A 14614-nucleotide genomic window follows, 5' to 3' on the forward strand; every position below is an offset into this window, starting at 1 on the left:
CATGAGTACAATTAAAGGACCTGCCGTATTTTTAGCGCAATTCGCTGGAGATAATGCCCCATTTAACAACCTCGAAGGAATGTGTAAATGGGCCTCTCAACTAGGATATAAAGGAATACAAATCCCTTCATGGGACACGAGACTGATAGATGTAAACAAGGCTGCTGAAAGCAAAACTTACTGCGATGACTTGAAAGGTCTTGTAAACTCCTACGGATTAGAAATTACCGAACTAGCATCACATTTACAAGGTCAACTTGTTGCGGTACACCCAGCATATGATCTTATGTTTGATGGTTTTGCACCAGATGATTGCAAAAACAACCCCAAAAAAAGAACAGAATGGGCCGTTCAGCAACTAAAAGACTCAGGTACCGCTAGTAAACATCTAGGCATTAATGCACATGCAACTTTCTCAGGTTCTTTGCTCTGGCATACTGTATATCCATGGCCACAGCGTCCAAACGGACTTGTAGAAATGGGGTTTGAAGAACTAGCTAAAAGGTGGCTTCCAATTCTTAATCATTTTGAAGATCAAGGTGTGGATGTTTGTTATGAAATCCATCCTGGTGAGGATCTGCATGATGGTGTTACTTTTGAACGTTTTTTAGAAGCAACAAACAATCACAAAAGAGTGAATATGTTATATGATCCAAGCCACTATGTACTGCAACAATTGGATTATTTAAAATTCATTGATTACTATCATGAATTTATAAAAATGTTTCATGTAAAAGATGCTGAATTCCTTCCTTCTGGAAAAAGTGGAATCTATGGAGGATATCAAGATTGGAAAGAAAGACCAGGAAGATTTAGATCTTTAGGTGATGGCCAAGTTGATTTCAAAGGTATTTTTTCTAAACTTACCAAATACGAATGCGATGTTTGGGCAGTTATGGAATGGGAATGTTGCCTTAAATCTCCAGAACAAGGTGCTCGGGAAGGAGCTCCTTTTATTCAAAAACATATTATTGAATCTACAGGAAAAACTTTTGACGATTTTGCTGGTTCAGAAACAGACAAACAACAACTAAAAAACATTTTAGGAATATAAATTATGAGAAAAGTATTATTCATTGGTTTGAGCATTTTATCCACGTTAAGTTACGCACAGGATAAAACTAAAAAAATGAGTCCGAAAGACACTGAAGTCTGGGCCCCTATTCCACCAGTAGTTACAACTTACCAAAACAATCAAGCGCCAAGTGATGCCATTGTTTTATTTAATGGAACAAACTTAGACCAATGGGTAAATGCAAAAACCTCTAAGCAAGCTAACTGGAAAATCAACAACGATGGTTCTATGACAATTGTCGGGAAAAACAAAGGAGGAGGAAGTATTAAAACAAAAGATAATTTTGGTAGTATGCAGCTACATTTAGAATGGAAATCTCCAGATTTAGATGCAAAGCGAAAAGGTCAACAACGTGGTAATAGTGGAGTTTTTATTCAAGGTAGATACGAAGTTCAGGTTTTAGATAACAATGACAATCCTACATACTCAAACGGTCAAGTATCAAGTATCTATAAACAAACCATTCCTCTGGCAAAAGCTTCCGTTCCTACTGGTGAATGGAACACCTATGATATTATCTACCACGCTCCTGTATTTAATAAAGATGAATCCTTAAAATCAGCAGCAACCATTACCGTTTTACATAATGGAATTTTAACCATTGACCATTTTGAATTATTGGGACCTACAAAATATATTGGCATCCCTGAATACAAAGCTCATGGCGATGCTCCAATCATGCTTCAAGATCATGGTTCTCCCGTGAGTTATCGAAACATTTGGCTCAGAAAACTTTAAACAAAAAAAACCTTCTAATTTCTTAGAAGGTTTTTTTTTACTAATTTAAATTTAATTCCACTTGATCTTCAGTTTTTTTTAAGTTCAAAAAATGTAACGATTTTGAATAATTCAAAATAAACTCAATAGATTGATCCGACGGAATCTTAGGGTCTTTGTTAATTTTTTCTTCTGTGTAATCTTTTGTCATGTATATAGTTTAAGGGTTATACAATACATAACGCATATTTTTACAATATATTATATCAATTTGTCAAAATAATATCTTTTTGATCTACCAACTTTCTCATATTAATCAAAGCATACCTCATTCTCCCCAAAACGGTATTGATACTTGCACCGGTATTCTCAGAAATTTCTTTAAAACTTAATTCATTATATATCCTCATATTCAAAACTTCCCTTTGATCTTTTGGTAAATATTGAATCAAACCAGTGATCTGACTATATAATTGTTCTTGAATAATTTCAGATTCTTTATTTTTGGAATCGTCACTTAACACTGAAAAAATGTCAAATTCATCAGTTCGGTTAAATTTTGGTAAACGATTGGATTTTCTAAAATAATCTATCACCAAATTATGTGCAATTCGCATTACCCAAGGTAAAAATTTCCCCTCATCATTATAATTCCCTTTTTTTAAGGTACGAATAACTTTTATGAAAGTATCCTGAAAAATATCCTCTGCTAATTGTCTATCTCCTACTTTAGAATAAATAAACCCAAAAAGTTTTTGTTTGTGTTTCACCACCAAAACTTCAAGGCATTTCTCATCCCCGTTAATATAATTAGATACTAAAGTACTATCTGAAACATGAACTCGCTGCATAACTCTTCCTTTTAAATTAATCGTCAAGTGACGATATTACTAAGATTTTAAAAGTAGTTTTATACTATATGCAGTTAGATTTGTGGTTATTAGGTATACAAATATGTAGTATTAATTCAAAAATAACAAGTCTATTCTGTTAAATTTTCTAAATTTTAACAATTGTTAAGAATAAAACAACTAATTAAATCATCTTTTTCTCTTCTAAAATGCATCCAGTCTAGTCATGAAAATAAAAAAGGAATCCTTAATTTTACAGTCCATATTTCTATTTCAAATGACAAAAAATATTTCTTCCTTAGATCCTAAAAAAAACATATTGATTAAAGGGGCTCAGTTACATAATTTAAAAAATATTGATGTAGCCATTCCTAGAAACAAATTGGTTGTTATTACCGGCTTATCTGGATCAGGAAAATCTAGCTTGGCTTTTGATACCTTATACGCTGAAGGTCAAAGAAGATATGTAGAAAGTTTATCATCTTATGCTAGACAATTTTTAGGAAAGTTACACAAACCTAAAGTTGAATACATAAAAGGAATAGCTCCTGCCATTGCGATTGAACAAAAGGTAAACAGTACCAATCCCAGATCCACAGTTGGAACAACAACAGAAATTTTTGACTACTTAAAGTTACTTTTCGCTAGAATAGGGAAAACCTACTCCCCTGTTTCAAACCAAGAAGTAAAAAAACACACGGTAACAGATGTTATCGAATCCATAAAATCATTAGAAGAAAAAACCAAGTTACTATTACTTTCCCCTATCATTTTTGATAAAGAAAAAGACCCAGAGATTGTTATCAAACTTCTAGCTCAGCAAGGGTATGCTAGAATAAAAGTGGAAGATGAGGTTGCCAGATTAGATGAAACTTTTTTAGAAAAATTCGATGTAAAAAAATTAACCAAAATAGCTAACTCTAATAAACTTCAATTGGTCATTGATAGAATTGTTGTTAAACATGAAGAAGATTTCTACAATCGATTAGCCGACTCCATTCAAACCGCATTTTTTGAAGGAAAAGGTGTTTGCTCAATAGAAAACCTATCTGATAAAAAGAGTATCAATTTTAGTAATAAATTTGAATTAGACGGGTTGACATTTTTAGAACCCAATACGCATTTTTTTAGTTTTAATAACCCCTACGGTGCTTGTCCTAAATGCGAAGGTTACGGAAGTACAATTGGCGTAGACGAAGAATTGGTGATCCCTAACACTACACTTTCTATATACGAAGATGCTATTGCTCCATGGAAAACAGAATCTTTTATCAAGCATAAAGATCAATTGATTGATCACGCATACAAGTTTGATATCCCTATCCATAAACCATGGTTTGAATTAACAGAAGAACAAAAGGATTTAATTTGGAATGGAACCAATTCCTTTATTGGATTGAATGAGTTTTTTGAATACCTAGAAAGCAAAAGCTATAAAATTCAATTTAGAGTACTTTTATCTAGATACAGAGGAAGAAGCAAATGTAAATCTTGCAATGGAATACGCTTGCGAAAGGAAACAAATTATGTAAAAATATCTGGAAAAAGTATTTCTGATTTAGTTGACTTACCTATTGATGAACTTGCAGATTTTTTTAAGAAACTAGAACTTTCTAAACATGACAAAGAAATAGGTAAAAGATTACTTATTGAGATCAATAACAGACTTTCGTTTTTGAACAACGTTGGATTAAACTACCTCACATTAAATCGAACGTCCAACACACTTTCCGGTGGAGAGAGTCAGAGAATTAATTTAGCAACTTCACTTGGGAGTAGTCTTGTTGGTTCTATGTATATTTTAGATGAACCTAGTATTGGACTTCATCCTAAGGACACAGAAAGACTTATTAACGTATTAAAATCCTTAAAAAACCTTGGCAATACCGTGATTGTTGTGGAACATGATGAAGACATCATGAAAGAGGCGGATTATATTATAGATATTGGCCCGGAAGCTGGGACGCATGGAGGAAATATTGTTGCTGAAGGAAATTTTGATCAAATACTAAAGTCAGAATCATTAACGGCCAAATATCTGAATGAAGAATTAAAAATAGAAATTCCATCCAAAAGAAGAACTTCTAATAAAAAAATTCAGATTGTAGGAGCAAGAGAAAACAACTTAAAAAACATATCAGTTGATATCCCTTTGAATACCTTAACTGTAATCACAGGTGTTTCCGGTAGTGGTAAAAGTACCTTAGTTAAGAAAATTCTTTACCCAGCACTACAAAAAAGGTTGATTGGACATGGAGAAAAAATGGGAGAACACACTTCTGTTGATGGCGATTTTGATAGATTAAAAAGTGTAGAATTTATTGATCAAAACCCTATCGGTAGATCGTCAAGATCAAATCCTGTTACCTACATAAAAGCTTATGATGATATAAGAAGTTTGTTTGCAAATGAGAGTTTATCAAAAGCCCGAAATTACAAACCAAAACATTTCTCTTTCAATGTGGAAGGTGGACGCTGTGAAAAATGTAAAGGGGAAGGTGAAGTTACTATTGAAATGCAATTTATGGCTGATGTACTTCTAGAATGTGATGAATGTAAAGGAAAACGCTTTAAGAAAGAAGTCTTAGAAATAAAATTCAAGGATAAAAACATAGATGACATCCTTAATATGACTATTGAAGATTCCATTTCATTTTTTGAAGACTATCACCAGAAAAAAATTGTTCAGAAACTTCAACCTCTATTAGATGTAGGATTGGGTTATGTACAATTGGGACAATCTTCATCAACACTCTCTGGTGGAGAAGCACAAAGAATAAAATTAGCATCCTTTTTAGTCAAAGGAGTTACCAAAGACAAAACACTATTTATTTTTGATGAGCCTACAACAGGCTTACATTTTCATGACATTAAAAAGCTGTTAGCATCGCTTGAAGCATTGATTTCTAAAGGACATTCCATTGTTTTAATTGAACACAATATAGAACTCATAAAATGTGCGGACTACATTATCGATTTAGGACCAACAGGCGGAAAAAACGGAGGTAATTTATTGTTTTCTGGGACACCTGAAGAAATGATAAAAGATAAAAAATCGTACACAGGAGAATTCTTAAGAGATAAACTTTAAGAAATTATTGCACAAAAAAAAGCCTTTCAAAAAATTGAAAGGCTTTTTTATTTTATAATTATTATCTAGAATAATTTGGAGCTTCTTTTGTAATCGTTACATCATGTGGATGACTTTCTGCAATCCCTGATGCCGTAATTTTCACAAATGACGAATTATTTTTCTGATCTTCTATTGTAGCCGAACCACAATATCCCATCCCTGCTCTTAAACCACCAATAAATTGATGCATTGTTGCAAACAACTCTCCTTTGTAGGGCACACGTCCTTCAATCCCTTCTGGAACTAGTTTTAAGCTATCATCTTCTTTTCCTTGGAAGTAACGATCTTTGGAACCATTTTTCATTGCCTCTACTGAACCCATTCCACGGTAAGATTTAAATCTTCTTCCGTTAAAGATGATCACTTCACCTGGAGCTTCTTTTGTTCCGGCTAACAATGAACCTAACATAATTGAATCTGCTCCAGCAGCGATTGCCTTAGGAATATCCCCCGTATAACGAATTCCTCCATCTGCAATAACTGGTACGCCAGTTCCTTTAAGTGCATCTGCAACATTCATTACCGCTGATAACTGAGGGTATCCAACACCCGCAACAACTCTTGTTGTACAAATTGATCCTGGTCCAATTCCAACTTTAACAGCATCAGCTCCAGCAGCAACTAAATCTAAAGCTGCTTGTTCAGTAACTATATTACCGGCAACAACATCTAAATTTGGAAACTTAGCTTTTACTTCTTTAAGCTTGTTTAATATATTAATAGAGTGTCCGTGGGCAGAATCTAAAACTACTGCATCTACACCTTCAGCTACTAAGGCCGTAACTCTATCTACACAGTCTGGAGTAACACCGATTGCAGCAGCAACTCTCAACCTTCCGTATCCATCTTTATTAGCACTTGGATTTTCTCTTACCTTAATTATATCTCTAAAAGTAATCAACCCTACCAATTTGTTCTCTTTACTAACAACTGGCAATTTTTCAACTTTATTGTCTTGTAGAATAACCTCAGCCTCTTTCAACGAAGTTCCTTCCTTTACAGTAATTAAATTCTGAGAAGTCATTACCTCTGAAATCAACCTTTGATCATTTTTTTCAAAACGTAAATCACGATTCGTAACAATACCAACCAACTCATTTGCATCATTAATAACAGGTATTCCTCCAATTTTATGTTCAAACATTAAATTGTTTGCATCTAATACAGTTTCTCCAGCTTTGATGGTTACCGGTTCTAAAATCATACCAGCTTCAGAACGTTTTACTTTTTTCACTTCCAATGCCTGTTCTGTAATAGACATATTTTTATGCAAAACACCAATTCCTCCCTCTCTTGCCATAGCAATTGCCATAGAAGACTCCGTCACTGTATCCATCGCAGCTGAGATTATTGGAGTATTTAAAGTTATATTTCTTGTGAATTTTGAAGCTATATTAACCGTGTTTGGTAACACTTCAGAATATGCCGGTACCAAAAGTACATCGTCATATGTTAATCCTTCATTGATAATTCTAGATGTAGCCATGTGCAATAAATTTATCATTTAATTGCGTGCAAATATACGTTTTTTATTCTAGTAATACATCATCATACTGCCTAATAAATTCCTTAATGATTTCTTAAAACTAAGTTCATAGGAAACAACATCTTACCTAATTAAAATTTTTAATTCCCCTCTTTATTTTTGTTATGCATTTCAATATACAAAGCCTCCACTTTACTTTTTGCCCAATTCGTACGACGCAAAAAAGTAAGACTTGATCCAATAGATGGATTATTTCTAAAACAACCAATCTTAATTTTATGACCTAAATGGTCCCATCCATAGTACTCCACTAACTCTTTTAAAATTACGTCTAATCGTTTTCCGTGAATTGGATTATTCGGTTGCTTTTCCATAAAAAATTGTACAAAATAAATATCGTGTAAAGATACTTCAATACATTTGTAAAAATTAATTTCCATGCCACAAAAAAACAGTACGGTTTCAGAAATACTTAAAGAATTAGTTTCTTTTCCTGTGTTAGGAGGAGAAAACAATCTGCCTATCATTCATTGGATTCAAAATTACATCTCAGATTTCAATATTCATTCAGAATTGGTCTATAATGAAAATCACACTAAGGCTTCTTTGCATTGCAGAATTGGACCTGCTGTTGATGGAGGAATTATCCTTTCAGGACATACGGATGTAGTGCCTGTAGAAGGCCAAGATTGGAATACGCCACCTTTTGAACTGACTGATATTAATGATGGTAAATTATACGGTAGAGGAACCTGTGACATGAAAGGATTTCTTGCCTGTTGTTTGAGTTTATTACCTACACTTACCTCTACAGAATTACAAACTCCAATATATTTTGCTTTTTCATATGATGAAGAAATAGGTTGTTTGGCAGCACCTGCATTGATTGATCACCTACTAAAATATTATAGCGAAACTCCAAAATTTGCTATTATCGGTGAACCTTCAATGATGCAACCTATCATAGGACATAAAGGAATCTGCCTTTATGATACGCATGTAAATGGTTCTGCTGGCCACAGCAGTGGTATTTTAAAGGAAGTGAGCGCTATTCATGAATCAGCTAGACTTATTTTATGGTTGGAAGAAAAGATGAAATCTCTGGTGGCAGCAGGAAGTATTGATAACAGATTTACTCCTCCTCATAGTTCTATCCATGTAGGAAAAATGAATAGCGGTATTGCAGCAAATGTAATCGCAGACAAGGCGCATTTCTCATGGGATGCTAGAGTGATTCCAAAAGACGCTTTAAAAGACATCCTTGATGACTTTAAAATGTTTTGTTTGGAAAGAGAAACGGAGTTAAAAACCAGATATCCAGATTTCAAAATCTCAACAATAGAACAGCATCCTCCTGTTCCTCCACTAGACACAGAAAATACTTCTGAAATTGTAGAAATATTAAAAAAAATTAATGAAAATAAAAATCTTGGAACAGTGGCATATGCCGCAGAAGCAGGACAATTTTCAGCTGCAGGAATAGAAAGTATCATCTGTGGTCCTGGATCGATTGATCAAGCGCATCGAGCTAATGAATACATTGAAAAAACAGAATTATATAAATGTATTGCTATGTTAGAAAAATTAATTGAATTAAACTCAAAATAGGAAATACTCATATTTCAACAAAAAATGACAGTAACAGAATTCAGAAACGACTATATCCTTGGTTTTGGGTATGATAAAAAAAGTAAAGCTAAAAAATTTAGACTTATTGTTTTATACAGAGCAACCATGAATATTGCCAACGAAGTATTGGAAAATGACAACAACACTTGCTTCAAGCAATTTTTAGCAGGAAAAGACCTGAACAAAGCCATCTTAAAATTTAAAACCGATGCTATCGAAGAAATTTTAACTCATTTTAAAGTAAAAGATTACAATTTATCTGAAAACGAAATAAACAAATATTTTGAGTAAAGACCACAAACACCACCATCATAACCACGACCATCAACATGACCATCAACATGATGACGGAAAAATTATGACCCTCAAAGAATATCATAAAACAAATTTAATGTTATTCAATATAAAGGAATTAAAAACTACCGATACGGCTGTATGTACGCTTACCTCTATCGATAGAATTACATTTTTACCAAATGGTATTGAACATCACGAATGTAAAGTTTCACTATTAGATGAATATTACACGGAACTAGTTAAAAGAAATTTAATAGTCCATTTTTTTGATAAAATTGAAATTGAGCCTTTTGACGCATTGGATGCGAATAACGACGTGGACTTTCTATTTGAATAACTCATTATTTAAAATTACTCTAAATAAAAATTGAGTTTCAAAAGTTGTGTCGTAAATTTGCAATATGGAATACAAGGAAATAATCGAATTTTTACATGATGGTTTTCAGCTCGTAATTAATTACGTAATCTCACCAGGCAAGCGCACGTATATTTTCTATTTGTTCACCTCCTTGGCCCTTGCTTTTTATGTATATCAGAAAAGTAAAAAAAAAGAAACTTTTATTCAATATGTATTAAACAAAAAAGTGTGGTTAAGTAAATCCGCCTTTGTAGATTATTACTTTATCATCTTTAATAGTTTTTTCAAACTGGTTTTAATCGCACCTTTCTTACTTTTTGGATTAAAACTTGCTTTTAATACAAATGACTTTTTATTGACAACCTTCGGGTACGCTTCCTTTAGTTTATCCACAACGCAAACTTTAGTTTTATACACCATAAGTCTGTCTATTCTAAATGACTTTATGACATACGTGATTCATTTGTTGTTTCATAAAATTCCTTTTCTATGGGAATTTCATAAAATTCATCATTCAGCAACAAGTATGAGTCCCTTTACACAATATCGATTGCACCCCATTGAACTTTTAGCTAATAACATAAAAGGTATTCTGGTTTTTGGGGTTACAACTGGTTTTTTTGATTATTTATCAGAACATCAAATCAGTAAATGGACCTACTTAGGCGTTAATGTATTTAGTTTTGCCTTTTATACTTGGGGGGCTAATTTAAGGCACTCGCATGTACAGTTAAAGTTCTTTAATTTCTTAGAATATATTTTTATCAGTCCTTTACAACATCAAGTACATCATAGTGATAACCCAAAACACTTTGATAAAAATTTAGGCTCTAGGTTGGCTATTTGGGATTGGATGTTTGGAACTTTAATACGCTCACAACAGATCAAACGAATCACTTTTGGTCTTGGAAAAGAAGATAATAAAAACTACAAATCTTTCTTCCAGAACTTATTAAGGCCTTTTAAAAATATTTTTAAGCTATAAATCAAATATTATTTAAAATAACTCTAAATAAAGTAATTTTTATAGGATTTTGTTTGTAGATTTGTTATTAAGAATCATTCTTAATTACTAAATATGACACAAACTACGGATACTAGTGCTCTTATTTTTGGCACCGATACAGGAATTACCGAAGAAATATCAAATCTCATTTCTGAAAAATGGACTAAAACACCATTGGATGTAATCGAAGTAACTGATATTAAACCTGAAGACTTTTATAAGTTCAATTTTTTAATTCTTGGACTCTCCACTTGGTATGATGGCGACTTACAAAGTGACTGGGAATCATTTTTGGACGAATTCAAAACCATAAACTTCTCTAACAAACAAGTTGCTATATTCGGTTTAGGCGACCAAATTGGATATGGTGAGTATTTTATTGATGGGGTTGGAATACTTGCTGAAATTGTGATAGAAAATGGTGGTAAACTCATTGGAAATTGGCCAACTGAAGGATATGAATTTACAGAATCGAAAGCCTTAATGAATGCAGACTATTTTTATGGCCTTGCTATTGACGAAGATACGCAATCTAACCAAACCAATGATCGTGTCAATCAATGGATTGAACAACTTGAAAAAGAACTATAATATATTAAAAATTAAAATGGAAAAAATTTATCAAAACGAATACGGCGCTAGTTATAAAAATTTTGACAATAAAAACAACGACAAAGGAGTACAATTAATCATTAATCGGGTAGGTCTTTATTTAAGCATGCAAGAATTGGAACATTTAAAAAAAATTGTTCAAAACAAAACCACAGGTGAACCTTGTATGTGTTCAGAATGCCAAGGACAGGTATCTAATAAAATATGGTGTACTAATCCTTTGATTGATATTTGTCTGAAGTTTAATGACGAAAATATTGAAAAAATAGATGATTTAATTACAGGAACTCAATTCATATTAAATATGAACAAAACATTGAAAAAATATGCATTAGATTAAGCAATGATTGTTCAAGATAGAGTATTTAAATTAAGCTCATAAATTTACCTCTATCGATGACTGTCAATGAAAAAAGCCACTTGAATATACAAGTGGCTTTTTAACTATCAATAATTATTAATTATTTCCTTAAAGATTTCACCCATGAAATCAGCAATTCTTTATCTTCTTCAGATAGTTTTGCATCTCCATGCAAAATAGTATACGAACCCAACGGCATTTCATCTTCCTCAACTTCCTCATAAAATTCTTCTAATTTATGATCTGCTTTTTTATCAGAATAATCCGCCCATTTAGAAAAATTTAAATGTTCTTTTCCTTCTTCAATATGATGACCAACCCACCAAGAAACAGGTGCTATATTTGTATACCAAGGATAATTTGTTTGGTTTGAATGACAATCGTAACAAGAAGTTTTAATAATTTCAGCCACCTTTGCTGGAGGATTTGTTACACTAATAAAATCTTTAGTCATATCAACCGGTGTTGTAGTTTTATCAATCGTAAAAAACTGAATGATCACCAATAAAGCAACAATAATTTTTAAAATGTTTTTCTTGTTAAATTTCATATTTACCTTTTTTTAAAGTTTAAATTCAAATGTAAAATAATAACCACGAGGATCAGATGTAATAATACCAGGCCCTGGATATCCAGTAGCTCTACGAGTAAAATAAGAATTATTCAATAAATTAGTTACTCCAGTTTCTACACGTATTTTTTTGTAAACATACGAAAAAGAAAGGTCCAAAATATCATAAGCTGGTATCGCACCTTCAACGGTTGTAGCGTTATTAGGATCATATGGAGCATTAGTTACATCTGTAAATTGCTCAGAAAGAAAAGTGTATTGCACAGATGCCATAAAGTTTTTATAACCAAAGCCTGCTCCCGTTTTTAAATTAACCAAGGGAACAAATTCAACCTTTTTCCCTTCCACACCATTGAATTCCGATTTTATATAAGAAGAATTTGTAAATGCAGTATTTACAAAAATATTACTCTTGAAATAAGTATAATCTTCCCAAAAAATATTTCTTAAATTAAAATCAAACAACGATTCTACTCCATAAATAAAGGCATCTCCTATATTATCACGAACCCAACCTTTTCTATCTTCAAAATTGGTTCCAATTTTCCCTTGATACAACAAACCGAAAATACTTGCATCATAGGATATTAATTTTCCAATCCTTCCACGTACTCCTATATCACTTGTATACCCTTTTTCATCATTTATATCCTCTGCAACAGAGAAAGAAGGGCTTGTTACACGAATATCACTAAAGGTAACGGAGCGATAGTTTTGAGAAACATTTCCATACAATTCAAAATAGTTATCCGGTTTATAACTAGCCCCAACCCCTATTAAAAATATATTTCTATCAAACGTTCTGTTATCAAGAACAAACTCTCCTTGATTGTTATCTAAATATTCTCCTTTTGAGATCGTTTTTATGTACTCAAAACGAAATCCTGGCGTAACTGAAAAGCTGTCTGAAATATTAAATATATTTTCTCCAAAAACTGCTGTATTAAAGTTTGGATACTTAAAATTAGATTGATTCGGATACGATGGATATCGATCTGAATAAAAACTAAAATCAGCATCCGTTCCCTTGCTACCTGGACCTTGTTGAGAGGTGTTATTGGCATTGTAAATTTTGGTACCAATTAAGAATACCGATTCTCTGTCGTTTATATCGTAATGAGACAACAAACGAGCTTCTGCTCCCCAATTTCGAAACTGTCCAACCAACAAATCCCTCTCATGAAGAAAGTTACCATCATTATCTTGTTCATCAACATCTAAAAAAGGATTCGGTTGAGAAAAATTATAATTGGCAACAAACCCAACAGCTTTTCTACTCGCATTCAATCCAAAAACATTCAAACTAAAATCAGTTTTGGCAGTAAATTTATGTTCCAGCTTTAAAGCCAACAAATTCCAATTTACAGCAAACCAATTTCTGGTTCTATTACTTTGTCTAGGATCTTTCAAAAATTGTACATCAGACAAGCCACCAGATTGCTTTGCCAAATACTCTAAATAGGTAGACTCAAATGATATTTTTGTTTTCTTATTGAATTGGTATCCAAGGTGAGCAAAAAAATTATGTGAATCAAAATTAGAGTTCGCACGATAACCATCTCCTCTTTTAAAATTATAATAGGTATAGTAACTAAACTTACCTATGGTTCCACTCAAACTTGTAAAGTTGGTATACAATCCAAAAGAGCCCACCGTATTTCTAGAAACCAATTCTATTTCCTTACTTTTTACAGGTTCTTTCAATTTAAAATTGATCAATCCTCCAAATTGTGTTCCATATTGTAATGAAGCAGCTCCTCTAATCACTTGAATTTCAGACAAAGCTTCTGTAGCTGGAGTATAATAACTTTCAGGGTATCCTAATACATCAGCACTGATATCATACCCATTCTGTCGGGTATTAAAATTAGCAGTTCTGTTCGGGTCTAACCCCCTACCACCAACACTCAATTGCAATCCTCCATCACCAGCATCAAAAATATTTAACCCCACAACTTGAGCCATCACTTGTCTGGCATTATTAGTTGCTAAATTACCAGCAATTTGATCCACTAAGATTACTTCCGTTTTTTTTCCTGCATAAATAGCAGTCCCTTCAACCGGTTTTAACCTTTTCAAATTAAAGATTTCCTTTTTATAAGAATCAAGCTCAACTTCAGATAAAACCTCACCTAAAGGTACTAAACTAAAAGAAATGTTTCTTGTATTCTCTGTTATTACAGATTCTATTTCCAAAACATCATACTCAAAAGAGAAAACTACAAAATATTTTTTTCCGGCTGATAATCCATTTACCCAGATCTCTCCGTTCTTATCCGTTACACCAAGTTCTTCACCTGAACTTAAAAATATTTGAGCAGAAGATACTGCATCTCCTGTCTCTACATTCCTTACTTTAAGAACAATATCATTTAATTCTGTTTGGGCAAAAACAACGTTCCCAGCAATAATAATCCATACGTAAAAAACACCTAAAATATTTTTTATGGGCATACTTTGTTTTACTGTTAATTTAAATAATTTGTTCATTCTTTTACGCAAAAAAAGTTCAAAGTAA

General features: G+C 32.7%; 15 protein-coding genes. 9 read left to right on the plus strand and 6 right to left on the minus strand.

What is annotated here, in order from left to right; translation table 11 throughout:
* The first annotated feature begins 1 nt into the window (after position 1).
* Complete coding sequence (locus AC2DGP_RS04930; protein WP_484491910.1) at positions 2-1054, plus strand: sugar phosphate isomerase/epimerase family protein; 1053 nt, start codon at positions 2-4, stop codon at positions 1052-1054.
* A 3-nt stretch (positions 1055-1057) separates the two neighbouring features.
* Positions 1058-1813, plus strand: a complete 756-nt coding sequence (locus AC2DGP_RS04935) for a 3-keto-disaccharide hydrolase (protein ID WP_484491911.1) — start codon at positions 1058-1060, stop codon at positions 1811-1813.
* 40 nt (positions 1814-1853) lie between these two features.
* Here the strand turns inward: AC2DGP_RS04935 and AC2DGP_RS04940 are convergent, their stop codons facing one another.
* Together AC2DGP_RS04940 and AC2DGP_RS04945 are read right to left on the minus strand one after the other, a co-directional pair.
* The gene (locus AC2DGP_RS04940) at positions 1854-2003 is read right to left on the minus strand and encodes a hypothetical protein (protein WP_484491912.1); all 150 of its coding nucleotides are present in this window, start codon (positions 2001-2003) and stop codon (positions 1854-1856) included.
* A gap of 55 nt (positions 2004-2058) precedes the next feature.
* Positions 2059-2643 (minus strand): RNA polymerase sigma factor, encoded by a 585-nt coding sequence (locus AC2DGP_RS04945; protein WP_484491913.1) that lies wholly within the window; start codon positions 2641-2643, stop codon positions 2059-2061.
* Between the two features lie 277 nt (positions 2644-2920).
* On the opposite strand from AC2DGP_RS04945, the gene uvrA reads away from it, so the two are divergent.
* Positions 2921-5734 carry an excinuclease ABC subunit UvrA gene (gene uvrA, locus AC2DGP_RS04950; protein ID WP_484491914.1) on the plus strand — a complete coding sequence of 938 codons (2814 nt, stop codon included), beginning with the start codon at positions 2921-2923 and terminating at the stop codon, positions 5732-5734.
* A 61-nt stretch (positions 5735-5795) separates the two neighbouring features.
* Here uvrA and guaB read toward each other — a convergent pair whose 3' ends face one another.
* Positions 5796-7262 carry an IMP dehydrogenase gene (guaB, locus tag AC2DGP_RS04955; RefSeq protein ID WP_484491915.1) on the minus strand — a complete coding sequence of 489 codons (1467 nt, stop codon included), beginning with the start codon at positions 7260-7262 and terminating at the stop codon, positions 5796-5798.
* Positions 7263-7402: 140 nt separating this feature from the next.
* A complete protein-coding gene (locus AC2DGP_RS04960) occupies positions 7403-7636 on the minus strand; it encodes a VF530 family protein (protein WP_484491916.1) in 234 nt (77 codons plus the stop codon).
* A 64-nt stretch (positions 7637-7700) separates the two neighbouring features.
* Here AC2DGP_RS04960 and argE point away from each other — a divergent pair, with 64 nt between their 5' ends.
* The 6 genes from argE (at position 7701) to AC2DGP_RS04990 (ending at position 11504) form a co-directional block, all read left to right on the plus strand.
* The gene (gene argE, locus AC2DGP_RS04965) at positions 7701-8870 is read left to right on the plus strand and encodes an acetylornithine deacetylase (protein WP_484491917.1); all 1170 of its coding nucleotides are present in this window, start codon (positions 7701-7703) and stop codon (positions 8868-8870) included.
* A 24-nt stretch (positions 8871-8894) separates the two neighbouring features.
* A complete protein-coding gene (locus tag AC2DGP_RS04970; protein WP_484491918.1) occupies positions 8895-9182 on the plus strand; it encodes a hypothetical protein in 288 nt (95 codons plus the stop codon).
* Positions 9175-9525: a hypothetical protein gene (locus tag AC2DGP_RS04975; protein ID WP_484491919.1), complete on the plus strand. Its 351-nt coding sequence runs from the start codon at positions 9175-9177 to the stop codon at positions 9523-9525. The genes AC2DGP_RS04970 and AC2DGP_RS04975 overlap by 8 nt, the downstream gene beginning before the upstream one ends.
* Before the next feature lie 64 nt (positions 9526-9589).
* Positions 9590-10531 carry a sterol desaturase family protein gene (locus AC2DGP_RS04980; RefSeq protein WP_484491920.1) on the plus strand — a complete coding sequence of 314 codons (942 nt, stop codon included), beginning with the start codon at positions 9590-9592 and terminating at the stop codon, positions 10529-10531.
* 93 nt (positions 10532-10624) lie between these two features.
* Positions 10625-11143 (plus strand): flavodoxin, encoded by a 519-nt coding sequence (locus tag AC2DGP_RS04985; RefSeq protein WP_484491921.1) that lies wholly within the window; start codon positions 10625-10627, stop codon positions 11141-11143.
* A gap of 16 nt (positions 11144-11159) precedes the next feature.
* A complete protein-coding gene (locus AC2DGP_RS04990; protein ID WP_484491922.1) occupies positions 11160-11504 on the plus strand; it encodes a hypothetical protein in 345 nt (114 codons plus the stop codon).
* A 121-nt stretch (positions 11505-11625) separates the two neighbouring features.
* On the opposite strand, the gene AC2DGP_RS04995 is transcribed toward AC2DGP_RS04990, so the two are convergent.
* Entirely contained in the window at positions 11626-12075 is a 450-nt protein-coding gene (locus AC2DGP_RS04995) for a heme-binding domain-containing protein (RefSeq protein ID WP_484491923.1), read from the minus strand.
* A gap of 12 nt (positions 12076-12087) precedes the next feature.
* Positions 12088-14586 (minus strand): TonB-dependent receptor family protein, encoded by a 2499-nt coding sequence (locus AC2DGP_RS05000; RefSeq protein WP_484491924.1) that lies wholly within the window; start codon positions 14584-14586, stop codon positions 12088-12090.
* Positions 14587-14614: the final 28 nt, after the last annotated feature.

It is taken from the genome of Flavicella sp. IMCC45537 (genome assembly GCF_057197705.1).